Genomic DNA, 25,675 nt, shown 5'->3' with positions numbered 1-25,675 from the left:
TCGACAATCCAAAAATAATTGAGAGGCTAGGACTTTTGTCCCAGCCTCTTCCAATCATTCCCCTCAAATGTTATTTAATGACTAATCATCATATCCACTTGAAGAATTTCCAGTATCATTATTTTTTGAATTTGAATCATCAGAATTATCATTAGGTGCTACTCTATTCCTATTTTGTTCACCTTCATTTGGTTCATAAACGGTCAATACAATTCGTGTTCGATTAACATCCACCGTACCTGAAACTTCTGGAGTTTGACTGACAATTTGACCTGCAGAAACGAATACTCCATCAGGAAGATGGTTAGTTTTTCTGATTTCAATATTAGATTTCTTGATTCCATATATTTCAATCAAATTACTTCTGGCAAAATCATAAGTGGATCCAATATAGTTTGGCATTTCAACAGAATTCGATTTTTTAGCTACTTTCAATACAATGTTAGTTTTTGAATTCAGAGAATATTGCTCTCCTGGAGCTGGTGTCTGTTCAAGAACAGTCCCTGGGGTATAATCAAAGGTTTCAATTTCTTCAATACTGATCATCTTGCTCGATACCTTATAAGTATTTTTTAGATCTTCCTCTGCTTTTTCTCTTGTCTCTCCTACATAGTTTGGCATTTCAAAACTATTTGGACCTTTTGAAACAATCAAATTAATCTTATCTCCTCGTTGTTTCTTGGTTCCAGCAGCTGGATTTGTTTTTATAATATATCCTTTTGCCACTGAATCACTAAATTCTCCTTGTTCTTTTCCTGATTTTAAATGTTGTTTATCAAGTATCTCTTTTGCTTCTACAACTGTTTTCCCTGAGAGATTAGGAACAACTGTAGTATCTGTGTTTTTTTCTAAATCTGATTTTCCTTTAGTTTCTTTTTTTGAACTTTCCGACTTTCTTGAAATAGATACTGAATCATTTTGCCTTTGATATCGTCCACTTTTTGGTAAAAAAAGCCATAACATTAAAGTTAAAATGACTAATCCAATAACTAGACTTATAATTCTTTTCTTTCGTTGTCTCTTTTTTTCCTCTTCTTGTTTGATTAATTGTTCCTGCCTATAGTGTTCAGCTTGTATAGCTAGTTTTCTCTCTTTTTCAGCTTCCTCAAACTTATATTTCTCGTATTCACCCTCAACTTCTGAGAGAAGTATTTGTATTCGATCACGCTCACTATTATCTTTAGCTTGAGCCCATATTTTTTTCAATTCAAATATTTTATCTTTATAAAATTGCTCCTGTTTTTGTTTGAGTTCTTGCTCTCTCCGTCTCTCCTCAGCGATTGCTTGTTGTTGTAATATTTCATTTTGCTTTTCAGTTTGTCGAACTTGATTCTCTAGAAGTCTTTTTTTTTCTTCTGAAGCTAATCTTTGCTGAATAGAGTGTCTATCTAACAAATCATTGTGTCTCTTTAATTCTTGATTTCGCTCCCGTTCCCTCTGTTCCGCCTCATAATCTTTTTCCCAGTTACTCATTTTTTCTCCTAATTCGCATTGTTATTTTCTTGACTCAATAAAGTCATCTACTAATATTTAATCAATTCCTATAAAAGCCTAATAATCCTTCTGTTATTTAAAAACTCATATTTCCAAAACACTTTCATTTTACAACTAATTAGTGAATTCTATCTTTATGCAATATTATAACCAATTAAAAAAGTAAATACAAGAACATTAATAAGATATTTTTAAAACAAAAAAAACTGCCCCCAAAAGTTAGGCAGTAAAAATCTAACTTTTAGGGTGCAGTTCTCGATTTCTCTATTACTCTTCTTTCAACTTCGCCAATTCTTGGGCAAGTAACTTGAGGGCTACTTGTGGGTTGGCTTGCCCTTTGGTTGCTTTCATAAGGAAACCTGTGAAGGCCTTGTCCGCATTCCGCTTCCCTGACTTGAAGTCGGCTACGGCTGCTTCATTGTCTGCGAAGACTTGGTGGATGATAGGGATCAAGACTTCAGGGTCTGAAATCTGTACCAAGCCAGCTTTTTCGACGTATTCACGCGCACCGCCACCGTTTTTCGCCAAGTGAACGAAGACTTTCTTGGCAATCTTAGATGAAATCGTTCCATCTTCGATGATGGCAATCATTTCGACCAAGTTTTCCGGTGTCAATTGGATTTCTTCCAACGTTTTGCCTTCTGCATTCAAGAATTGTGCCACTTCACCTTGGAGCCAGTTAGAGACTTGTTTAGCATCTCCACCAAGGGCCACAGCTGCTTCAAAGAAGTCAGAAGTGACTTTCGTCGCTGTCAATTGGTTGGCATCATAGTCAGACAAGCCAAGCTCTGCCACGTAGCGAGCCCGACGGTCTTTTGGAAACTCTGGCAACTCTGTACGCATTTCCTCGATCCACTCATCTGAGATTTCAAACAAGGGAAGATCTGGTTCTGGGAAGTAACGGTAATCCGCCGCTCCTTCTTTGACACGCATAAGAATGGTACTCTTGTTGGCTTCATCGTAACGACGCGTTTCTTGACGAATGACACCACCTGAACGCAAGATTTTCGCTTGGCGCTCCACTTCGTATTCAAGACCTTTACGCACGTTTGAGAAAGAGTTCAAGTTTTTCAACTCCGTCTTGGTACCAAATTCCTCTTGACCGTATGGGCGAAGGGAAATGTTGGCATCCACCCGCATCGATCCTTCTTCCATCTTGACGTCTGAAATGCCAGTATACTGGATGACTTCTTTCAAAGCTGTCAAATAGGCGTAGGCTTCTTCTGGAGAACGCATATCTGCTTCAGATACAATCTCAATCAATGGCACCCCTTGACGGTTGAGGTCTACATAAGAGAAACCGTCTGTTCCGTGGGTGTTCTTACCAGCATCTTCTTCCAAATGGGCGCGTTCAATCCCGATTTTCTTAGTTGAGCCGTCTTCTAGTTGCACTTCAATCCACCCATTGTAACCGATAGGCTCATCAAATTGCGAAATTTGGTAGGCCTTTGGATTATCAGGGTAGAAATAGTTCTTACGGTCAAAGTGCATGTGCTGATGAATATCCATATTCAAGGCCAAAGCAGCCTTGATCCCAGCATCCACAACACCCTTGTTCAAGACAGGAAGCACCCCTGGGAAAGACCAGTCGATCACATTGGTATTGGCATTTTGCTCGTTCCCAAAGTGGGCAGAGGTTGGTGAGAAAATTTTTGAGTTTGTATTCAATTCAACGTGGACTTCAAGTCCGATGACTGTTTCAAAGTTCATTAATTGTCACCTCCGAAAATAAGGGGTTGTTGTTTGTGGTATTCCGTCGTTGCTTCAAAGGCAGCTGCAGCTTGGTAGATGGTTTCTTCAGAATACTTAGGACCAATCAACTGCAAACCAACTGGAAGACCTTGCGCAAAACCTGCAGGAATCGAAATTCCTGGAAGACCTGCCAAGTTGACTGGAATGGTCAAGAGGTCAGCCAAGTACATGGCAACCGGATCATGGTTGAGCGAATCCAAATCAAAGGCTACACTTGGAGCTGTTGGTCCAAGGATGAGGTCGTAATCCGCAAAGACTTTTTCGAAGTCTTGGATAATAAGGCTACGAACTTGACCAGCTTTCTTGTAGTAAGCATCGTAGTAACCAGATGACAAACTAAAGGTACCCAGCATGATCCGGCGTTTAACCTCATCACCAAAGCCTTGGCTACGAGTGTTCACATAGATGTCATCCAAGTTCTTGGCATCTTCCGCACGGAAACCATAGCGAATCCCATCGAAACGTTGCAAGTTTGAAGATGCTTCAGATGAAGCGATGATGTAGTAAACGGCAACCCCATATTTAGAGTGTGGAAGGCTAACTTCTTCGACAGTTGCTCCCAATTTTTCAAAGTGTTTGGCCGCATTAAGGATGGTTTCTTTGACTTCTGGGTCGATCCCTTCCCCAAGATATTCCTTCGGAAGGGCAATCTTCATGCCTTTAATGTCTTGACCAATTTTAGAAGTAAAGTCTGCTACACGAACAGGTGCAGAAGTTGAATCCTTGGCATCTTCACTGGCAATGACATTGAGCAATTGGGCATTTTCCTTAACCGTTGGTGCAAACGGTCCGATTTGGTCAAGCGAGCTACCAAAAGCAATGAGACCAAAACGGGAAACTGTTCCATAAGTTGGTTTGAGACCAACAATCCCGTTAAAAGCAGCCGGCTGGCGGATAGAACCACCTGTATCTGAACCAAGGGACAAACGGACTTGACCTGAAGCGACAGAAGCTGCTGAACCACTAGAAGATCCACCAGGCACCTTGCTGTGGTCCCAAGCATTCTTGGTTGGCCCATAGTAAGAAGTCTCACCAGATCCACCCATGGCAAATTCATCCATGTTGGTCTTCCCGATGACAATCATATCTTTTGCTTTGGCATTGGCAACAGCTGTCGCATCAAAGATTGGCTCGTAGTTATAGAGCATTTTTGATGCTGCAGTGGTCAAGATGCCATCTGTTGAGATATTGTCTTTGACTGCGAGTGGAATCCCTGACAAGAGGTTGTCTGCATCGATTCCTTTTTCATCAATGGCCTTAGCTTGCGCAAGGGCAGCTTCTTCGGCCACCGTTACAAAGGCATTAACCGCTTCTTCACGCGCCTTGATATCATCAAGCGTCGCTTGTGTCAATTCGGTTGCTGAAATTTCCTTAGAGACAAGGAGGTCGTGCAACTCTTCAATGGTTTTATGGTTGAATGACATTAGGCATCTCCTCCATCTTCTAGGATAGCTGGTACCTTGATGTAATAGTTATCTTTTTCAGGTACATTTTTAAACAAGCGGTCACGGTCCGTCCCTTTTTCAGCAACATCCGGACGCAATACGGTCTTGCGATCCGCCATGGTTGTTGTTGGGGCAACACCTGTTGTGTCCACTTCTTCCAACAATTCCACCATGTCGACAATTTTCGATAAGGTTGTCGCAAACTCAGCTGTCTCTTCTGGAGAGAATTTCAATTTTGAAAGATTGGCAACGTGGGTTACCTCTTCTTGCGTAATTTTCATCTTGCTTCCTTTCGTGAAATGATGATTTTTCAATACCCTCTATTTTACCATAATTTAGCCCAATTTGCTTGCCTTAGAAAAAATCTGTAGGACTTTTTTGTCGCTACAGATTCTTCATTTATATTTCTTTTCCGCCGAATTGCCCCATCTCCATCAGAGTCTCTTTCCAGACTTCCTGGACGTTAGAATCGAGGTAAGAAGAGGCCAAGTCATAAGAAGCCTGATGAAATGGGGCGAGGTCGCTTTCAAAGAGCTGGACCAGCTTGTCCGCCAACTCTTTCACCAGCTCTTCTTCTGGCACTGTCTCGCTATAAGGTACCAAAAAGCCATTTTCACCCTCTTTTATAAAAGTCGGATTGCCATAACGGGCATCAAAGCCCAGCAAGGCCAAACCTGCTCCAGCCGCCTCCATCAAAGTCAAACCAAAGGTCTCCCACTGAGAAGTGGTGAGGTAGGCTTGGTAGCAAGGATAGATCTGCTGAAGATCCGCATGACCGCGTAGGTGAATATAATCTTGTGCTGCAAGCTCCTGAATCAGGTGGCGCAAGTTGTCCGCTTCTCCACCCTTCCCATAAATATCAAACTGAAGGGCTGGGAGTTGTTCATGAGCTTTGGCCACTACTCGAATGGCCAAATCGATGCGTTTTCTTGGATCCAAACGGGAAGCTGTGAGCACACTAAAGTGAGGCCGATCTCCTTGTGGTTCCGTCAATGTTTCCAAATGCCCTACTGGAATGCTATAGATTGGAATTCCTTGGCATCCTTGTTTAGCAAGTGTCTGCTCCAAGACTTCTTTTTGAAGATCCGTTGCCGTGATAAAATAATCGAAGCGTTTGGCATACTTGAACACATAATAATATTCATAATTGAGATGGCCATTTTCAAATTCATGCTCCGAATGAAACACCATAGCGAGCTTTGAAGGAGCAGCTTTCTCCAACAAAGGACGGGCAAAATCCATGCGCGAAGCCCGATCAAGCAAAATCAGATCTTCTTCTTTTAGCGACAGCTGCGACAAAAAACGTCTCATCACTTCTGTATGGTTGGTTAAAATCTCAGGCCCCAGTTTATAGAGCCAGCTTCCACCGAACCTCGATTCTTCAAAAGCGATAGTCCCATCTTGATGGTGATAGGTCCGTCTGACAACACTACCATACTGAAAATACTCTGTGACAAGTTTACAAGCTCCATAATACTCTCGCTTGATCCTATTTCCAGCCAAAAGATAGTCTACATAGCGGACACAGTTTGGATGATAGGGATCCAGATGAAAGGTCAGGGCGTTTCCATCCGCAAATTGGTAGCGAATGACTCTTTCCGTTTTTTCAACAACATCCAGACGCGTCAGTTGAAACTCCATTTGCAAGGCCCCTACCGACTTTTGAGGGACCGTAGTCTGTTGATCCGTAAAAGCTAAATGGGCAAAAAGCAATTCCTCATCCCGGTGCCCCAATGAGAGGTAATAGGCCAATTTTTCTGGAGTGGGCCAAGTGGTAAAGACAAACTTCGCTGCCACTCCCAGACCCCGGAGCATCTTTGCCCGAGAGGCCTGTGCAACATCGACCCCATTGGGTTCAAATCCCACTAATAGATTAAAGGTATAAATGGTCATGCGGTCCCTCCCTCTAATCGCTTAAACAGCTCTTCCAAAGCTTCTTTTTCAGGTAATTTCAAGATTCGTGCTTGCTCTCTTACCAATTCTTTATAGGTTTCTGGCTGCTGGAGCAAGGTATCTAGTTGCTGTTCCATTTCTTCGACTGTATCTGTGATCGTGCTCAAGTCTTTATAGGCTTCCTGATGCACCGTGCTCTTCAAACCAAATAAGACTTGCCCATTTTCAAGAGCATGAAGACTACTACTCCACACTTCTTCTCCTTGATTACAATCTAGATAAATAGAGCATCTAGCTAATAAACTCTCATAATTTCCCAGCGAAATACCTGGATAGAGGCGTACATTTGGTCGAGCCGCTAAGTCTGTTAATTTCGGACCCATGGCTGTCAAAGCAGCAATGTGAAAGGTCACTTGTGGGAATTGGTGGACCAGGCTAGATAAGCCTTCAACTTCCTGAGAAGCCGTCATGACCAGGGCTTCTGGTTGAAAACTTTCCTGCTCCACATCTACCAGCCCTGACAAGACTGTGATTCCGTCTATTTTCTCACTCAACAGACCATCTTCTACCAACAAAATCTGACTGACTTGTTCTTTGATCTCGTCTAGATCATGCGCGTCACTGGCACAGTAGGCGAGTCTTTCCTTTGGTTTCTCTTTCACAACATCTAGCAATGCCTTGTCCATCAAAAGAACGGCTTCATCTTCTGGCAAGACTTGTTCTAGGACAGCTCTTTGCAGCTCTTTCTTATTGGCATACAGGCGATCCCGTCCCTTAGGAGTTTGATGCAAAAAGACTCCTTGTGAGACAAAGTGAAGCAAGACTTCTTCTTGCTGAGGGTTCAAATAAATGTCTAAATATGGTTGACCGGTTTCCGTCAGGAGACTCTGTTTGCTTCTCCAGCCATAGCGGTTGTAGACATCAATGGATACGATCTCTTCTCCCTGACCAAACCACTCCACTCTGTCAACCGTTCGGGACAAGATGTCCCCTCGCAAAACCACATTTGCACGACGTTCCTCCCCATCAAAAAGATAGGTCGTGATCCCCAAGGTCCAACATTCCCATAATTCTGGAACTTCCAGATCATTGAAAAATAAAGGTTTTCCAATTTTTGATACTGGGTCTTTTTGGGTAAAAAAGGTCGCAAGACTCTCTGTCTGTTGGTCCAAATCTGTTTCCAAATTGGTCACAAATACTCGGTAGGGCTGGCCAAGTTTGTCCAAGTATTTTTGCAAACGATCCAGCTCTCTTGTCTGCTCTGGTGCAATAATGAACATGCTGATCCTTTCTCATCAATAAGGGGTTAGTCCATCGTTTCAATAAAACGGAGGTTGGTCACCACGCGCTCATAGGTTTCTGACCCTTGCAGGCCTGCTTCCTCTAATTTTTCAAGGGCTCGTTTCAAGCGCGTTTTGTAGATATAGCGATGCCAGGTCAAATCATAGCCCAACATCCCCAGTAGAGCCAACTTCTCGTGCTTAGCTTCCATCTCATCGACGACTCTCTTTTCTGTCCAAACCTGGGACAGAGTATCTGCACGCCCCACGCGATACCAATAAATACATTTCTCCGTATGAACTACCCGATGGGCTTTTAAGAATAACTTGTACATCAGGAAGTTGTCTTCGACATTTTTTCCGACTGGAAAACGAAGCCCTTCAAATAAGTTACGCTTATAGAGCTTCATCATGGCACAAGCCCAGGCCATATCTCTGGTCTCCTGGATGGCATCGTGGTCCATGATCTCTCTCCCCTCATAAAGGGTCTCTGAATAATCGTCGTCCGTTACCTTGATCAAGTATTTGCTACTACTGTCATCATAGAGGTTATAGTTGGCTACGGAAACATCCGCATCATACTTTTGAAGTTGGCGATAGAGCACTTCTACATAGTCCTCCGTCACCCAGTCATCTGGATCAATAAAGGTAATGTAATCACCAGTCGCTAGCTCAATCCCTGTATTCCGAGCAGCAGATAAGCCCCCATTTTCTTGGCGAACGTAGCGGATGCGCGCATCCTTCCTAAAAAATTCTTTACAGATCTCTTCTGATTGGTCTGGCGAACCATCATTGACCAGGATAATTTCCAAATGAGGATAAGTCTGATGGACAACCGTTTCCAAACATTGTCTCAAATAAGCTTCTACATTATAGATGGGAATGATGATACTCACTACTTCATTTGTTTCCATGCTTCTTCTCATTTCTCTTTAAATAATCGCGAATCGCTGCCAGCATCGCCTGCACCTGATCATCCGCAAACACTTGATTCTCTCCATTCTCTACATGATTGGTTCCTTCAAAAGAGAAAATCGGAAGGCCTTGTTGACTGAGTGTTTGCGTGATTTGATCGACCTCATCATAGGGATTGATATCCAGATAGAAATCCAATTTTTCTAGGACCTTTCGACTGGTCAAGGGATCAAAAGAGGGATAAAGAAAGAGGTTGGGGTAGCGTTCCAATTGCACCAAGTTAAAACCAAAATGACTATGGGCAAGAACATGAATCGCGACATCTGGCAACTCTTTTAACAACGTCTCCAACTCGTGGATATCTGCTGTATGGGTATAAATGGCAGCATGATAAGGAAATTCTCCCACTAGGTCTTGATAGGTTTGCTTCAAAATCGGTTTTCGAAGCAAAATTTCCTCCCAAGAGAGGGCATAGTAAAACCACCATTGTTCCCGAAAACGATTGAATCGTTTGGAGGTCCATGGTTTATTATGAGAGGTGTAGTGAATGACCGCCGGAATCCCTTGAAAGGCATCATACCAGTCTAGATCTCCATAGAGGTATTGATCCTTATCAGACCCCACTTGTAAATTATAGGTCCAAGATAATGGAAACCACGCATCTTTGAAATACAGATTCAAAATTCCTTGATCTCCATAGACCTGTTGATGATGCTTGCGAGTAAGATCAAAAAGTGCATCTGTCACTTGGTGTTCTTGCCACCAAGTCTTATCAATCACCAAAAGTCCAGCATTAAATCCATCTGTCGTCGTTGGCTTATCGACCACTGCACCCAGTCCATAACCTTTTAGATCGACCTCAAACAAAGGCGATAAATCCTGTGTAAAGATCATGTCACAATCCAGATAGAGAATCCGCTCTTCCTCCACCATCTCTGGAATAGCGTAACGGAAATAGGTCGCATAGTGAATATGGTCACTTGGAAGCGAGAAGGATTGGAATTGCTCGGGAGACATCCGACAATTGATCACTTCTGAATCCAACTGGCGCAAGCGCTGATTCATGATGGCAAACCACTCTGTTGGTAGATCTTCATTTAAGACATAAATTTTCAACTGATCCTGATGGGCACACAGTGACTTCATAGCGGTTTCCAACTTTTCCATATAAGATAGATCCGCTGAAAAGACGACAGCTTTTTTACTCATAACTCCCCCTTATTTTCTTCCATTAGAATACCATTTTCAAGAGAGGAAGACAATTTCTACGCCCCAAAAAAGAGGCCTAAACAAATGTCTATGACCTCTTTTACAATCTTTTCTTATTTAGTATCTAATACAGCTAGTGCGCCGTCTACCAAGCTTGCCCCTAAGACATGCTTGAAATGATTCAAGGCAAACTGGTGATTTTCAGGAGTGAGCGCCGCCACTGCAGGTTCTACGACTTCGATCTGGTAGCCGAGATTGTAGGCATCAACCGCTGTATGAAGGACACAGATATCAGTCAAGACACCTGTCAAAATAACGGTATCTACATGGCGTTCCCGCAGGCGGATATCTAGGTCCGTTCCTGAAAAAGCAGAATAATGACGTTTATCCATCCAAAAGACGCGTGTATCCGTTTTATGCTCCTGATAAAAATCTGCCAAAGGGCCGTACAAATCACGTCCGCTGGTCCCAATGATATTATGAGGTGGGAAGAGCTTGCTTTCAGGATGAAATGGATCCTCTACATCATGCGCATCAATGGCAAAAAAGACATAGGCTCCTTGGTCAAAGGCCAATTGGGTCACCTGAGCAATGGTCTCAGAAATGGCTTGTGCAGGAGCACCTGCCGTAAGCTTACCATCATCTGCTACGAAATCGACAGTGTAGTCAATTGAAATCAAAGCTTTAGTCATTAGTAATCTCTTTTCTTAATTTCCTCAAAGATATCTGGAATCAACACTTTGAGATAGGTTCCCTTCATTCCAAGAGAACGGCTTTCAATAATACCAGCTGACTCCAATTTCCGGAGTGCATTGACAATCACAGAGCGGGTGATACCAATCCGATCTGCAATGATAGAAGCAGTCAACTGTCCCTCATTTCCTTTCAATTCACTAAGGATGGCAGAAACAGCACGCAATTCAGAGTAAGACAAGGTATTGACAGCCATATTCACCGCTGTCCGACGACGAATATTCTTCTCGTCTTCCTCGCGTTGGTAGTTCAACATTTGAATCCCTACCACGGTACTCGCAATCTCAACCAAGATCAAATCATCATCCGCAAACTGTTTATCATTGCGCCAAATGATCAAGGAACCCAATCGAATCCCAGAAACATGAATAGGCGCAATGGTCGTCAAGCCATCAGGAAATTCAGACTTGGTTTCGACCGGAAAGATACTCAAATCATGGTCCACATCTAAATTAGCTTCTGTATCGTAGACCAAACTAGCTGCCTTGGCATAATCTTCTGGTAATTTTTTATTTTGAAAGAAAGCTTCTACCCGGTCATTGTTGGTCTTGTAACGCATGAAATAACCAAGAAGGGTTCCCTTACTATTAATGATACAGGCATTACAGTGGATAATATCCGCTAATTGCTGGGCAATATCATTATAAGGCATCTCGACTTGCAACTGTTCATCAGTCCGTTTCAAGATGGATGTAATTTTACGTGTCTTTTCTAATAAGTTTGCCATAATAAACCTCGCATATAGTCAGCTCAAGTATATCATATAAGTGTGGGAATTTCAATCAAATTATCTGAAAATTATTTATTTTTTCTACAATTATGCGCAATTCAGAAAAATGTCGATTCGATGACATAGATTTTATAGAATGAATCAAAAAAAGATTGAAGACTTCCCTCTTCAATCCTTTATCTAATTAGCGTTTGTATTGTTTCAAGAAACGAGTCATTTTTTCTTGAATTTGAGCTAATTCATCGACACGTGGAAGGTAAACGATCCGGAAGTGATCTGGATCTTTCCAGTTAAAGCCGCGGCCATGAACCAAGAGAATTTTTTCTTGCTTCAAGAACTCTAAAACAAATTGCTCATCATCATCCACGCGGTACATATCCCGATCAATCTTAGGGAAGATATAGAGACCAGCCTTTGGCTTAACAGCTGAGAGACCTGGAATATCATTGATGGCTTTGTAGATAAAGTTCCGTTGTTCGTAGATTCGACCACCTGGAAGCAAGAGTTCATCCACGGATTGGTAGCCTCCAAGAGAGGTTTGCACAACTTGTTGAGCCAAGACATTTGAACAAAGACGCATATTGGACAACATGTTCAAGCCTTCGATATAGCCCTTCACATGGTGCTTGGGTCCGGATAGAACCATCCAACCAACACGGAAACCGGCAATCCGGTGAGATTTTGACAAGCCATTCATACTCACACAGAAGAGATCAGGCGCTAAACTTGCGATAGCCGTGTGTTTTTCACCATCCATGACCAAGCGATCGTAAATTTCATCCGCAAAGATGATCAAGTTATTTTGACGAGCGATCTCTACAATCTCAAGCAGGATCTCATCTGGATAGAGGGCACCTGTTGGGTTATTCGGGTTGATGACAACGATAGCCTTAGTGTTTGAGGTGATTTTCGACTTGATATCTTCAATATCTGGATACCAGTTTGCTTCTTCATCACAAAGATAGTGAACCGCATTCCCACCAGCTAGGCTGACGGCTGCTGTCCAAAGAGGATAGTCCGGCATGGGAACCAAGACCTCATCCCCGTTGTCGAGCAGTCCTTGCATGGACATGACGATCAGCTCACTCACTCCATTTCCAAGGTAAATATCATCAATATCCACATTTGGAATTTTTTTCAACTGGCAGTACTGCATGATGGCTTTGCGGGCTGAAAAGATCCCTTTTGAGTCTGAATAGCCTTCACTATCACGCGCATTCATGATCAAATCATGGATAACTTCATCTGGAGCTGTAAAGCCAAATTCAGCAGGATTCCCTGTATTCAAACGTAGAATTTTTTCTCCATTTGCTCGCATGCGCATCGCTTCTTCCAAGACTGGACCACGAATATCGTAAGCGACATGTTCGAGTTTGCTTGATTTATTATATTCCTTCATATTCTGCCTCGATTCACGAAATTATCTCTATTATACCACTAGTTCAAATAGAGTACAAACCGAGGACTTTAAAAATTCTGCAAAAATATAGCAGAAAAGCGAGACTTTACCTTTACATTCTAGCTCAAAAGAGATAAAATATAAGTGTATAAAGAATAGGATTCCCTTCTATTCTATCCATGTTTTCAAGCTATAAGGAGGTAGGATTATGTCTCAAAAATACGAAAACATTATGGTCGCTGTCGACGGTTCTCATGAAGCAGAATTAGCCTTTGAAAAAGGGGTTAACGTTTCTCTTCGCAACGGCTCTAAATTGACTATTGCCCACGTCATCGATACTCGTGCCCTTCAAAGCGTCTCAACTTTTGATGCTGAGGTCTACGAAGAATTGCAAGAAGAAGCTAACGAATTGCTCAAGGGCTACAAGGAACGTGCTGAAAAAGTCGGCGTTCAAAATGTTGTGACTGTTGTAGAAATGGGAAATCCAAAAGTCCTCTTAGCCAATGATATCCCAAGTAAGGAAGGGGTTGACCTTATTATGGTCGGGGCTACCGGACTCAATGCCTTCGAACGGTTAATGGTCGGATCCTCCTCAGAATATATCCTTCGCCACGCCAAAGTAGACTTACTAGTGGTACGTGATAAGGATAAAACCATGTAAGAAAGAAAAAGTTTGGAACAAAGGTTCCAAACTTTTTTAGTTGTCTTTTTTTGCTTCTTTTTGTTTTGCATGTTTTTCGTAGGCCTTGAGCTGGCGATCGAGTTCTTTTTTGATAGCTGGTTCCGGGGCGTATTTTTCTTCCCAATCATCTGGCTTCAGAATTTTGTGGGTTACTGGATCAAAGTGCGCCTTTCCATCTGGGAAAATCTTGCCCATATTGGCCCGGTGAACAATCTCAAAGACCTCTTCAGGATCAACTCCCATTAGTACAAAGCTACCATAAGTCAGATAGAGGGTATCAATTAAGGCATCAACCTGCCCTACCATGGAGATCTCAGCTGGATGCTTGCTCCGAACCTTATCTGCAGCCTTATCCAAGGCTTCGTGAAGAGCTGCTACCGAGCGGTCAAATTCTTCCTCACTTGTGCTAGCTGCTCGGACAAATTCAACCAACTCCTCTTGCTTGAACATGGTTCGATAAAGGGCGTCTTGAGGCTGCCAAACAACTGGTTTCTCCTGGGTTTCCCCATCCATCACACCATGGAAGGTTTTGACCTTATTGAAGTGATCATCCTTAGAAAGAAAGAGTTCTTTCTCTGAGAGAATACCAAAGTGTTGCAGGGCCTTTTGAATGCCATCCTTGCCATTACTGGTCGTGGTATGCTTGGCAATTGCCTTGACACTGGTCGTCCCATTTCCCATCGCAATAGACAAGCCAACACCTGACAGCATCTCTAAGTCATTATCAGAATCTCCAAAAGCCATCACTTCATCGATGTCAAAGCCAAATTCCTGACCAACGATGCGGATCCCTTCTAACTTGGAAATGCCTGGGTTGAGGACATCTGCTGCAAATGGACTAGACCGTGTGAATTTCAGATCCGGAAACTCTTTTTCAATTTTTGCAGTCTCTTCTGGACTCGATAAGATCAACACTTGGTAGATCGGTTCTTGCGCTAGTGCATAGAGGGTGTCCTGATCTTGTGGGACGACCTTGCTGACCACTTTGTTAAATCCTCGACTGACTGTACGGGCCATTTTACGGGGCACAAAGCGACTGGACCAGGTTGAAATAGGACTCATCCCAAAACTCATGATCCGAGAACCAAATACCCCATCCTTGGTACCGAGAGCAATTTCCTTACGGTGTTCTCGAGCATAGTCAATTAGTTGGTGCAGACTCTTTTTATCGATTGGACTGGTAAATAGCACGCGGTCCTTGGTCAAAATATACTGACCATTATAGGTCACGGCAAAATCAAAGCCATAGCGTTCCATAAACGGTTTGACAAAGGCCGGTCCCCGCCCTGTCGCAAGGCCTACATAGATCCCTTCTTCCTTTAAAGACTGAATAGCTTTTTCTGTTGATTTGAGGACCGCTCGACTATCATTCACCAAGGTTCCATCGATATCAAAAAAGACTGCTTTTATTTCCATGTCTACTGTTTCTTTCTTTTTATGATAAAATAAATTATATCACATATTCCAAGGAGCTTCACATGTTTAAGAAAATTTTAGCACTACATACCGGAGGGACCATTTCGATGGCGGCAGATGACTCTGGGGCAGTGATTACCAATGAAGTCAATCCCATGACCCAAGTTACTTCACCAATTGAAGGGATTGCAGTCACCTCAGAGGACTTCTTCAACCTTCCCAGCCCTCAAATGACTCCTCGTCACATGTTAGCCCTGTATCAAAAAATCAAAGAGGAAGCTCACAACTATGATGGCATCGTTATTACCCACGGAACAGATACGCTGGAAGAAACGGCTTATTTCTTGGATACCATGGAGTTACCAGAGATCGCTGTGGTCATTACAGGAGCTATGCGAAGCTCCAATGAGCTAGGAAGCGATGGCGTCTATAATTTTCTGACAGCCCTTCGAGTGGCTGCCGATCCAAAAGCACGTGATAAAGGGGTCTTAGTCGTCATGAACGATGAAATTCATGCGGCTAAGTACGTCACCAAAACCCACACCACCAATGTCAGCACCTTCCAGACACCAACCCACGGACCACTAGGTTTGGTCATGAAAAAGGAAATCCTCTTCTTTAAAACAGCCGAGCCAAGGGTGCGCTTTGATCTCGATACCATCGATGGTTTCGTTCCGATCATTGCTACCTATGCAGGGATGAAAACCGATCTGCTGGATATGCTGGATCTTTCAAAGCTCGACGGCCTCATTATCCAAGCCTTTGGAGCAGGAAACATCCCTAAAGAAACGGCACATAAACTCCAAGAATTCATGGATGCAGGCCTTCCAATCGCTTTAGTATCCCGTTGCTTCAATGGAATAGCTGAACCCGTCTACGCATATGAAGGAGGAGGCGTCCAACTCCATCAAGCAGGTGTCTTTTTCATCAAAGAATTAAATGCCCCCAAAGCGCGCATCAAACTCCTCATCGCCCTCAATGCCGGCCTAAAAGGACAAGAACTCAAAGACTATATCGAAGGGTAAAATAAGATACAAAGGGCGTAGCGGATACAGTCAAAATAGGGAATACGACGAAGAATCCAAAAGATTCTAGGAGGATTCATCTTTTTGACACAATCCGCAGCCCGTGTTCAATTAATAAGATACAAAGGGCGTAAAATGCCATCTTAAAGGGAGTAGAGTGGAATCCAAAGAATTTCCACTCTACTCCCTTTTTATATTTTAGTCTAAATGTTCTTTCTTTTCTAAGTAAAGCGAGAGCAAATGCCAATCGGGGTGTTCACGCCAATTTGGCGTGGCTACAATCTGGCTGGCGACTTTCCGCGCTTCTTCCAGAATGGGATAATCTTCTACCAAATCAGCCACTTGAAATTCTGGAATCCCAGATTGACGGGTTCCAAAGATTTCACCTGAACCCCGCATTTTCAAATCTTCTTCCGCTAGAACAAACCCATTGGTCGTCTCTGTCATGATTTTCATGCGCTGCTTGCCACTATCTGTCTTAGGATTGGCTACTAGAATAGCATAGGATTGCTTGCTTCCCCGACCAACCCGGCCTCGAAGCTGGTGAAGTTGGCTAAGACCAAACCGATCTGCATCCATAATGACCATAACGGTCGCATTGGGCACGTTGACTCCTACTTCAATAACGGTCGTAGACACCAAAACATCGACTTGGTGCTCTTTAAAGGACTGCATGATAGCATCTTTTTCTTCACTTTTCATCTTCCCATGAAGAAGAGAAACGCGTGCTCGCTGTCCAAAGAAGGTCTCTAGCTCTTCTTTGAGGGCAAGGGCGTTTTTCAAATCTAGCGCCTCTGACTCCTCAATCAAGGGAGAAATAAAGTAGGCTTGAGAACCTTTGCCAAGTTCTTTGACTAACCAGTCGAGGACCACTTCTAACTGCTCATGCTTGACCCAACGTGTGATGATTTCCTTGCGTCCCGCAGGCATCTGATCAATGATGGACACATCCATATCTCCAAAGGCTGTAATAGCCAAGGTCCGGGGAATAGGGGTAGCCGTCATCATCAGGACGTCTGGATTTTGTCCCTTTTCTCGAAGGATACGGCGCTGGGAAACCCCAAAACGGTGCTGTTCATCAATAATGACCAAGCCTAGATCTTGGTAGTGAACTCCCTCTTGAATCAAGGCATGTGTCCCCACAATCAGTTGAGCAGTTCCTGAGGCGATCTCTTCTAAGACTTCTCGTTTCTCAGTCGCCTTTAATCCTCCTGTTAGAAGGGCAATTGGCAAATCTGGAAAAAGATTTTGCAAGCTTTCCTTGTGTTGCTCTGCCAAAATCTCCGTTGGAACCATCAAGGCAGCTTGCTTCCTAGCGCTTAAGGCTGCATACATGGCAAGACCGGCCACGACTGTCTTCCCGCTTCCCACATCCCCTTGTAAGAGGCGGTTCATATGATAAGGAGAGGCCATATCTGTCAAGATTTCATTCAAGCTGTTTTCTTGAGCTTGCGTTAGCTCAAAAGGAAGCTGTTTTTTTCGTTCTGCTAATTTTTCTGGATCCCAGCCCAAGGAAATCCCTTGGCTGGCATCGTGATTTTCTTCTTTTAGCACTTGGAGTTGCAGCTGGAAAAAGAGGAGCTCTTCAAATTTTACCCGGCGAAGGGCTTGCTTGTACTCTGCTAGATCCTTAGGGAAATGCATAGCTTGCACTGCTTGGGAACGAGACATGAGTTGATAACGCTCTCGTAAGATGTGGGGTACATTCTCTTCTAAAAGCTGGTCCAAGCCCTGGTCGAATGCTATTTTGATCAATTTCACCAGGCTGTTTTGGCTCACTCCTTGTGTCACTCGATAGACTGGCTGCAAATCATCTTCCACTTGAGCTAGGAGCTTCATCCCTGTCAAACTCCCCTTGGCCTTGTCCCATTTTCCAAAGATCGCCACTGTCTGCTGGACCTCGATTTTGTCTGCTAGATAGGGTTGGTTGAAAAAATTAACCGCAATGACTTGGTCTCCCTGTTTGATCGAAAAACGTAAGCGATTTCGTTTGTAGCCATAATATTGGACGTTGGCTGGTGTTGCTACCACCCCAGAGATGACGGCTTTTTCCCCATCTTCCAACTCTAAAACATTGCGCGTTTTGAAGTCTTCATAGCGAAAAGGGAAATACAAGAGCAGATCTTCTAAGGTTTCAATCCCTAACTTTTTAAATTTTTCCGCCGATTTTGGACCGACTCCAGGAAGTACGGATAAGGGTTGGTGTAGATTCATTTTTCCTCCTTTCTTTTATAAAAAAGCAGGCCCATCCGGGAAAATCCCACCTGCTTCTTCTTATTCTTCACCTGTATAGTCACGAGGAATCCGATCACTCAAGAGACAGACCACTTCATAATTAATGGTCCCACGGTAATCTGCAACCTCTGTTGCCGTAATTTCTTTTTCTCCATCTCGGCCAATTAGGGTAACCTTGGTCCCCAGAGGCAATTCTTCTGGAAGGCGAACAGTAATCTGGTCCATCGAAACGCGACCAACAATGGGACAATAGTCCCCCTTAATCAGCACATGAAAGTTTTGCATCTCTCGGATCCAGCCATCCGCATAGCCGATAGGAATCGTTCCGATCCATTGGGGTTCTTCCGTCGTATAGGTTGCCCCGTAACCAATATCTTGACCAGCTTCTAACTGTTTCACATGAACTAATTCGCTCACCAAACTCAAAGCTGGCTTAATTTCATATGGCAAGGCTAACACAGATCCGCTCGGATTCAAGCCATACATGACATCTCCCAAGCGTACAGCTGTGAAAATCGTATCCGCATGCCACAAAGAAGTGGCTGAATTACTCGCATGGACAATAGGAGGAAGGATTTCAAGAGCAGCCAATACTTCTTTGAAAAACTGGTATTGCGCTTGAAATTTTCGATCATCTGCCTCATCTGCTGTTGCAAAATGAGTAAAGATCCCTTCAATTTCAGCTCCAGCTGCTAAGAGGAGGCGTTCAGCCTCTTTGATCTCTTCGATCCTTCGGAATCCAATCCGCCCCATTCCTGAATCCACCTTGATATGGACCTTCAATCCTGAAAGATCTGCTTCTTGTCCAAGCAATTGATCCAACCAAGCAAGACTCGCCACCGTTAAGCGGATGTCATGCTCTTTGGCTAGATTCACTGTTTCACTTGGCACAACTCCCAAAATCAAAATAGGGTGTTGCAAGCCTTCTTCACGGATTTCGAGGGCTTCATCCATATTGGAAACACAAAAACCATCTACCTGAGGCGCCAATTTTTTGGTCACCGCAACGACCCCATGACCATAGGCGTTGGCCTTGACGACTGCATATTTCAAGGCTTGACTCGGAATATGGTCACTGACTTGTTGCACATTAAAGGCAATGGCATCCAAATCGACTCTAGCAACAGTTGGTCTATGTTTACTTGCTTTCATTTTCTTCCTCCAAAATGACACTGGTCGACACTAGGTCTCCCTTATGACTGATCGAAATCCATACCTTCCCAGAAAAAGGAGACTTGGAAAAATAGGGAGCTCCGTGGGCATCATTTAAAATTTCTAACTCTTGAAAACCAACTGGTCCAATCCCTGTTCCCATTGCCTTTGAAAAGGCTTCTTTGGCGGACCATCGGCCCGTTAAATATTCCATTTTCCGTTTTCCAGACAATTCCTCAAAGCGCTCTCGCTCAGCCCCGGTTAAGACTTTTTCAGCGAATCGAGTATTCTTCTGATAGGCTTTTTCAATCGCAGCGATCGATTCGATATCGATGCCATGTCCTTTGATCATCTTGTTTTATCCTTATTTATCGTTTCAGTATCGTTTTACTGACAAAAGAGAAGGGGCTAAAGAATCACTCCTTCCGCCCCTGCCTTTTACTTATTCATCGTTGCAATTTCTTTGACCAAGGCCTGTGTTTTTTCCCAACCTAGGCAAGGGTCTGTGATGGATTGACCATAAACCACTGGTTCATTTTGACGGCCATCTTCTAGATAGGATTCAATCATGAAACCACGAACTAAAGTTGCCAAATCCTTGTTCCAAGCACGGTTCATCATGGTTTCTCTCACGATGCGTACTTGCTCTTCGAATTGTTTGCCAGAGTTATCATGGTTGGTATCCACCAGGATGAAGGGATGTTGCAAGCCCATTTCGCTATAGCGTTTTGCTGCCGCTAGCAAATCTTCATAATGGTAGTTTGGAATATTCTTACCACTTGCATCCAAGCCTCCACGAAGGATCGCATGAGCTAAAGGATTTCCTGATGTTTCCACTGCTTGGGCATTGAACAAAAAGTTTTGGGGATGTTGGGCTGCATAAATCGCATTAAACATGACAGAAAGATTTCCAGAGGTTGGATTCTTCATGCCTGTCGGAGCAGAGATCCCACTAGATACAAAGCGGTGCTCCTGGTCTTCAACCGAACGCGCTCCAATGGCATGATAAGAAATCAAATCCTCAACATACGGAAGACTTGCTGGATAAAGCAACTCATCCGCAGTTGTCAAACCAGTTTCTGTAATCACACGGTAGTGGAGATGCCGGACCGCTTTCAAACCATCCACAAAGCTTGGTGCTGCATGTGTATCTGGTTGGTGCATCAAGCCTTTATAGCCATCCCCGTTGGTCCGAGGCTTAGCCGTATAGACCCGCATCACAATGAAAATCTGATCTTTCACTTGCTCTTGCAAGTCTGCCAAACGACGGGCATAGTCCATCACAGCTTCTTCATTATCAGAAGAGCAAGGCCCGATCACAAGAAGGATCCGTTGGTCTTCTCCTTTGATAATAGCTTCCAATTCTCGATCACGCGCTTCTTTGCGCTCCAAGGCTGGACCTTCCAAGCGGTAAAGCGAAGTGATCTCTTGCTCATCAATCTTATTGCTCTTCGTAATGAATACCATACGGCCTCCTTATGCTAGCTAGACCCATCCTCTTTCTATTTCAGAGGACCTCTTAAAATTTACGTCCGTGACAGTTTTTGAATTTCTTACCTGAACCACAAGGACACAAATCGTTGCGTTTCACTTGTGACAAGTCAATATCTGCTGGAATATCTTGTTGTTGCGCTGCAATGTTGCGAGTCGCAGTTGTTGAAATGCTGTGTTCCGTACGTGGACGTTCTTGTTCGTGAATTTGGGCTTTCATCATGAGACGAGTCACATCAAATTCAATCGATCCAATCATATCGTTAAACATACGGAAACTTTCTGATTGGTATTCTACCACTGGGTTATTTTGCGCATACCCACGAAGTCCGACCGCATTTCGCAATTGATCCAAAGCATCGATATGGTCCGTCCACTTGCTGTCCACCACACGAAGGATCAAGACTTTTTGGAATTCTTGCACAGACTCTTCGTCACGCAATTTCGCTACTTGGCTAGCATAGATTTCTTCTGCACGTGCATACAAGTAATCGATAACTTCCTTGTCAGATTTTCCTTCAATATCGCTTGCAGAAATCGTATCTTCCGGAACCAAATTGTATTTGGCAAAGTTCAGAATCGCTTCAACGCGTTCTTCCTTGCTTGAGTGGCTGGCCCCTTCAACAATCCGTTTGATGGTCCGTTTGATCATGGCCTTGATTTCAGGTGCCAAGTCACGGTTAGCTGTGATAACATCATAGCGTTCAGCGTAGATAATTTCCCGTTGTTCCCGCATCACGTCATCGTATTGAAGGACTTGTTTACGGGTATCGTAGTTGTTTCCTTCAACCCGTTTTTGTGCACCCTCTACTTGACGTGTGAACATATTTGAACGGATCACCGATTCTTCTTCGCTCAACTTGAAGCGATCAAGCACTGCTTTGATCCGTTCAGAACCGAAACGGCGCATCAATTCATCTTCAAGAGACAAGTAGAATTGAGATTCACCTGGATCCCCTTGACGTCCTGAACGTCCACGAAGCTGGTTATCGATCCGACGACTTTCGTGACGTTCTGTCCCGATGACACAAAGTCCACCGAGTTCGCGAACACCTTCACCAAGCTTGATATCGGTACCACGTCCGGCCATGTTGGTCGCGATGGTAACAGCACCACGTTGACCAGCGTTCATGATGATTTGCGCTTCTTTGTAGTGGTTTTTCGCATTCAAAACTTCGTGAGGGACACCTGCTTGAACCAACAATTGAGAAAGGTAATCACTGGTTTCAACGGCAACGGTACCTACTAGGACTGGTTGACCTTTTTCATGACGAGACTTGACATCTTCCACAACAGCCTTGAATTTTGATTTCAAGCTTGGGTAGAGAAGGTCTGGATGGTCAATACGAGCAATCGGACGGTTGGTTGGAATTGGAATCACGCGAATGTTATAAATTTCACGGAATTCTTCTTCTTCAGTTTTCCCTGTCCCTGTCATCCCTGACAACTTCTTGTACATACGGAAGAGGTTTTGGTAAGTAATCGATGCAGATGTTTTGGTTTCTTCTTGAACTGGAACACCTTCTTTGGCTTCGATCGCTTGGTGAAGACCATCAGAATAACGACGACCTTCCATGGTCCGACCAGTAAATTGGTCAACGATCAAGATTTCTTGATCTTCGCTGACCACATAGTCGATATCCAAAATCATGATGTAGTTGGCACGAAGGGCGTTGTCGATAAAGTGAGTCAAAGCTACGTTTTCAATATCGTACAAGTTTTCAAGATTAAAGTAGCTTTCTGCTTTATCGATTCCTGAATCAGACAAACCGATGGTTTTAGATGGGACATCGATAATGTAATCGTCCTCTGTCAAGGTCTTCACATAAGCATCCGCCATGTGATAGAGCTGGCTCGTATCAGAAGCTGTCTGACCAGAAACGATCAACGGAGTACGCGCTTCGTCAATCAAGATGGAGTCTACCTCATCGACCAAGGCATAGTTCAATGGACGTTGAACCATGTTTTCTGCACGCACAACCATGTTGTCACGCAAGTAGTCAAAACCAATCTCTGAATTGGTTGAGTAAGTGATATCACAGAGGTAAGCTTCTTTTTTCTCAGCTGGAGATTTTGCTGCAAGGTTGATCCCTACTGAAAGGCCAAGCCATGAGTATAGTTCTCCCATCTCTGTTGCATCCCGCTCTGTCAAGTATTCATTGACGGTGACAACGTGCACCCCTTTGCCAGACAAGGCATTCAAGTATACCGGCATGGTTGCTGTCAGGGTTTTTCCTTCCCCTGTACGCATCTCTGGTACGTCACCATGGTGAAGGACGATTCCCCCCATGACCTGAACCTTGTATGGGAACAAACCAAGAACCCGTTTTGCAGCTTCACGAACAACTGCAAAAGCCTCGTACAAGAGATCATCCAAAGACTCACCATCTTGGTAGCGTTGCTTAAACTCAACTGTTTTCGCTTTTAATTCGTCATCCGTCAAAGCTGCCATTTGGTCTTCATAAGAAAAGACCTTGTCAGCCATTTTTTCAAGGCGTTTGATTTCGCCTCGATCATTTTCAATAATTGTTTTTAATAAATTTGCCATTTTTTTCCTTACTTTGAATTTTTCAAAATCTAAAATGTTCTTTTTATTCTAGCATTTTTTAAACATTTTTTCAAGATCAAGGCTGTATCTTACAAGACTTTCGAGTGGTTTTTTTCGTGTAAGAAAATCCAAAAAGATGCCTGCTCAAGCAGACATCTTTTCTATATACGGTGTTTATTCAGACAAATGGTAAGAATAGCTTGCCACAACCACTTCTTCATGCCAACGAAGTGCATACTTCAATTTCAAACTCATTTGGTTGTGGAGAATATTTTGCCAATGTTTTTTAGGGATAAATTGAGGGACTAAGACTGTAACGGTGTTGCCTTTTTCCTTGGCCTCCTCAGCTACTTTTGAGACAAATTCAACCGTTGGCTGGATAATATCCCGGTAACTGGTCATGACATTTTCAAAGCGAATATGAGGGAAATAACGCTTAAATTCTTCTGCTACCTCAGCGTCTTTAACCTTGGTTTCTTCCGTTGAGACATGCATCGCTATAACATCGTTTCCTAGGCTATTTGCATAACTCATAGCTCCCACACTTACCTGAGTGACATTCCCAACAAGGACAATCACGGTATTGCCCGCATAACTTGTCTTTTCAATCTTACCTCCCAAGCGCAATTGGGCTGCAACTTTATCATAGTGATTACGGATACTCAAGAACATCCAAAGCAAGAGACCAATAATAGGGAAGAAGGGCCAGATCTCACGCAAACGGAATAATAAGAGGATCAAGACAATCCCATAACAGATGGCTGCCCCCAGGATATTGGCAAGCGAATACTTAAGAAATCCTTTTTGATATTGGCGTTTCCAGTGGATCACCATCCCTGTTTGAGAAAGGGCAAAAGGAATGAAGACCCCGATGGTATAAAGCGGAATCAAGCTTTCTGTTTGCCCATCAAAGATCAAGAGCAAAACGATGGCACCAATCGCCAAGGTCAAAATCCCATTAGAATAGCCCAGACGATCCCCTTTTTCCATATACATGTGTGGCATGTATTTATTTTTAGCCATGTTAAAGGCCAACATTGGAAAGGCTGAGAAACCGGTATTAGCCGCAACTGCCAAGATCAAGGCTGTTGATAATTGGAAGACGTAAAAGAAGGCTTGTCCGACTGGGGAATTCCCTAAGATGGCTTGGGCCATTTGGGCTAGAGTTGTTACCCCTTTTGCCGGAACGACACCCACCCAGTAATTGAGGAAGGTAATCCCTGCAAACATGATCCCCAAAATCAAAGCCATGATGGTCAAGGTAGAGGCTGCATTCTTTGCTTTTGGTTTCTTAAAGAAAGGAACCGAATTGGAGATGGCTTCAACCCCTGTTAGTGAAGCCGATCCACTCGTAAAGGCCCGCAATAAGAGAATGACACTAACCCCTGAAATGGTTTGACCCACATGAGCAGTTGCGTTATAGGCCAAGTGACCCGTCAAGATTTGGATCACACCATAGCCGATCAAGGCAATGGTACTGACAATGAACAGATAGACCGGAATCATCAACGATGTCGCTGATTCGCGTAGCCCCCGAAGGTTCATCAGCATCAAAATCAAGACCAACAAAATGGAAATGTGAAGATTATAAGGATGAAGAGATGGAATCGCTGACGTGATGGCATCTGCACCGGAAGAAACAGATACTGCTACCGTCAGCATGTAGTCGACTAAGAGACTACCACCAGCGATCAAACCCGCTTTGGGAGACAAGTTCTCCGTAGTCACCATGTAGGCCCCTCCCCCTTGAGGGTAGGCATGAATGACCTGGCGATAAGAAATCGTTAAACTGGCTAGGAGAACCAGGACCACAATCCCAATCGGAATAGACCACCAAATGGCTCCCGCTGAAACGGTCATCAAGACCAGGATAACTTGCTCTGGACCGTAGGCGATAGAAGAAAGCGCGTCACTAGAGAGCATGGCCAAAGCCTGCATTTTCCCTAGCAATCCGCCTTCACCTTCTGCACCAGATTTCAACGGACGGCCAATAAACCATTTTTTCAATGTTGAAAACATAAAAAACTCCTTGAAAAAAGATCATGAGGCCGGGGATTCCCTGCCTCTTTTCATAAAACAGGGGTTATTCTACTCTTTTTTTTCAAGACTGTCAACCAAAATTGTAAAATTTTCATAAAGTTTTCATTGTGTTCATCCATTCAAGCTCTCTTAGATCGGTCCGCTTCTTTTCAAATTGATCCAAGCAAAAAAAGAGGCTGGGACAAAAATCCTAGCCTCTCAATTATTTTTGGATTG

Annotated in this window: 20 protein-coding genes; 2 read left to right on the top strand and 18 right to left on the bottom strand. The window is 43.6% G+C overall.

Annotated features, from left to right (window positions below; translation table 11 throughout):
- Positions 1–81 precede the first annotated feature (81 nt).
- The 11 genes from ADG03_RS11255 to ADG03_RS08140 form a co-directional block, all read right to left on the bottom strand.
- Positions 82–1,473 carry a PASTA domain-containing protein gene (locus tag ADG03_RS11255; RefSeq protein WP_080976930.1) on the bottom strand — a complete coding sequence of 464 codons (1,392 nt, stop codon included), beginning with the start codon at positions 1,471–1,473 and terminating at the stop codon, positions 82–84.
- 288 nt (positions 1,474–1,761) lie between these two features.
- Entirely contained in the window at positions 1,762–3,204 is a 1,443-nt protein-coding gene (gatB, locus tag ADG03_RS08185; protein WP_003005611.1) for an Asp-tRNA(Asn)/Glu-tRNA(Gln) amidotransferase subunit GatB, read from the bottom strand.
- A complete protein-coding gene (gene gatA, locus ADG03_RS08180; RefSeq protein ID WP_049473135.1) occupies positions 3,204–4,670 on the bottom strand; it encodes an Asp-tRNA(Asn)/Glu-tRNA(Gln) amidotransferase subunit GatA in 1,467 nt (488 codons plus the stop codon). Before gatA ends, gatB begins: the two co-directional genes overlap by 1 nt.
- Positions 4,670–4,972, bottom strand: a complete 303-nt coding sequence (gene gatC, locus ADG03_RS08175; RefSeq protein ID WP_002884769.1) for an Asp-tRNA(Asn)/Glu-tRNA(Gln) amidotransferase subunit GatC — start codon at positions 4,970–4,972, stop codon at positions 4,670–4,672. The genes gatA and gatC overlap by 1 nt, the downstream gene beginning before the upstream one ends.
- A gap of 118 nt (positions 4,973–5,090) precedes the next feature.
- Entirely contained in the window at positions 5,091–6,584 is a 1,494-nt protein-coding gene (locus tag ADG03_RS08170; RefSeq protein ID WP_049473134.1) for a glycosyltransferase, read from the bottom strand.
- Positions 6,581–7,864 carry a glycosyltransferase family protein gene (locus ADG03_RS08165; RefSeq protein WP_049473133.1) on the bottom strand — a complete coding sequence of 428 codons (1,284 nt, stop codon included), beginning with the start codon at positions 7,862–7,864 and terminating at the stop codon, positions 6,581–6,583. Before ADG03_RS08165 ends, ADG03_RS08170 begins: the two co-directional genes overlap by 4 nt.
- Positions 7,865–7,890: 26 nt before the next feature.
- Entirely contained in the window at positions 7,891–8,778 is an 888-nt protein-coding gene (locus ADG03_RS08160) for a glycosyltransferase family 2 protein (RefSeq protein WP_049473132.1), read from the bottom strand.
- Positions 8,765–9,988: a glycosyltransferase gene (locus ADG03_RS08155; protein ID WP_049473131.1), complete on the bottom strand. Its 1,224-nt coding sequence runs from the start codon at positions 9,986–9,988 to the stop codon at positions 8,765–8,767. Before ADG03_RS08155 ends, ADG03_RS08160 begins: the two co-directional genes overlap by 14 nt.
- Positions 9,989–10,101: 113 nt before the next feature.
- A complete protein-coding gene (locus ADG03_RS08150; protein ID WP_049473130.1) occupies positions 10,102–10,680 on the bottom strand; it encodes a cysteine hydrolase family protein in 579 nt (192 codons plus the stop codon).
- Positions 10,680–11,468 (bottom strand): GTP-sensing pleiotropic transcriptional regulator CodY, encoded by a 789-nt coding sequence (gene codY / locus ADG03_RS08145; protein ID WP_045759799.1) that lies wholly within the window; start codon positions 11,466–11,468, stop codon positions 10,680–10,682. The genes ADG03_RS08150 and codY overlap by 1 nt, the downstream gene beginning before the upstream one ends.
- A gap of 187 nt (positions 11,469–11,655) precedes the next feature.
- Positions 11,656–12,870: a pyridoxal phosphate-dependent aminotransferase gene (locus tag ADG03_RS08140; protein ID WP_049473129.1), complete on the bottom strand. Its 1,215-nt coding sequence runs from the start codon at positions 12,868–12,870 to the stop codon at positions 11,656–11,658.
- 208 nt (positions 12,871–13,078) lie between these two features.
- On the opposite strand from ADG03_RS08140, the gene ADG03_RS08135 reads away from it, so the two are divergent.
- The gene (locus ADG03_RS08135; RefSeq protein WP_003008541.1) at positions 13,079–13,531 is read left to right on the top strand and encodes a universal stress protein; all 453 of its coding nucleotides are present in this window, start codon (positions 13,079–13,081) and stop codon (positions 13,529–13,531) included.
- A 36-nt stretch (positions 13,532–13,567) separates the two neighbouring features.
- On the opposite strand, the gene ADG03_RS08130 is transcribed toward ADG03_RS08135, so the two are convergent.
- Complete coding sequence (locus tag ADG03_RS08130) at positions 13,568–14,968, bottom strand: Cof-type HAD-IIB family hydrolase (RefSeq protein WP_049473128.1); 1,401 nt, start codon at positions 14,966–14,968, stop codon at positions 13,568–13,570.
- A 62-nt stretch (positions 14,969–15,030) separates the two neighbouring features.
- Here ADG03_RS08130 and ADG03_RS08125 point away from each other — a divergent pair, with 62 nt between their 5' ends.
- Entirely contained in the window at positions 15,031–15,993 is a 963-nt protein-coding gene (locus tag ADG03_RS08125) for an asparaginase (protein WP_049473127.1), read from the top strand.
- 198 nt (positions 15,994–16,191) lie between these two features.
- Here the strand turns inward: ADG03_RS08125 and recG are convergent, their stop codons facing one another.
- The 6 genes from recG to ADG03_RS08095 form a co-directional block, all read right to left on the bottom strand.
- The gene (recG, locus tag ADG03_RS08120; RefSeq protein ID WP_049471824.1) at positions 16,192–18,207 is read right to left on the bottom strand and encodes an ATP-dependent DNA helicase RecG; all 2,016 of its coding nucleotides are present in this window, start codon (positions 18,205–18,207) and stop codon (positions 16,192–16,194) included.
- Between the two features lie 60 nt (positions 18,208–18,267).
- A complete protein-coding gene (gene alr, locus ADG03_RS08115) occupies positions 18,268–19,380 on the bottom strand; it encodes an alanine racemase (RefSeq protein ID WP_049471825.1) in 1,113 nt (370 codons plus the stop codon).
- The gene (gene acpS, locus ADG03_RS08110; protein ID WP_049471826.1) at positions 19,367–19,732 is read right to left on the bottom strand and encodes a holo-ACP synthase; all 366 of its coding nucleotides are present in this window, start codon (positions 19,730–19,732) and stop codon (positions 19,367–19,369) included. Before acpS ends, alr begins: the two co-directional genes overlap by 14 nt.
- Positions 19,733–19,818: 86 nt before the next feature.
- A complete protein-coding gene (locus ADG03_RS08105) occupies positions 19,819–20,847 on the bottom strand; it encodes a 3-deoxy-7-phosphoheptulonate synthase (RefSeq protein ID WP_003014498.1) in 1,029 nt (342 codons plus the stop codon).
- A gap of 52 nt (positions 20,848–20,899) precedes the next feature.
- The gene (gene secA / locus ADG03_RS08100; RefSeq protein ID WP_021153773.1) at positions 20,900–23,419 is read right to left on the bottom strand and encodes a preprotein translocase subunit SecA; all 2,520 of its coding nucleotides are present in this window, start codon (positions 23,417–23,419) and stop codon (positions 20,900–20,902) included.
- A 174-nt stretch (positions 23,420–23,593) separates the two neighbouring features.
- On the bottom strand, positions 23,594–25,438 hold the full coding sequence (locus ADG03_RS08095; RefSeq protein WP_049471827.1) for an APC family permease: 1,845 nt from the start codon (positions 25,436–25,438) through the stop codon (positions 23,594–23,596).
- Positions 25,439–25,675: the final 237 nt, after the last annotated feature.

Origin of the sequence: Streptococcus parasanguinis (assembly GCF_001069785.1) — a bacterium.
Lineage (GTDB): Bacteria > Bacillota > Bacilli > Lactobacillales > Streptococcaceae > Streptococcus > Streptococcus parasanguinis_T.
This window is presented reverse-complemented; position numbering and strand designations above follow the sequence as displayed.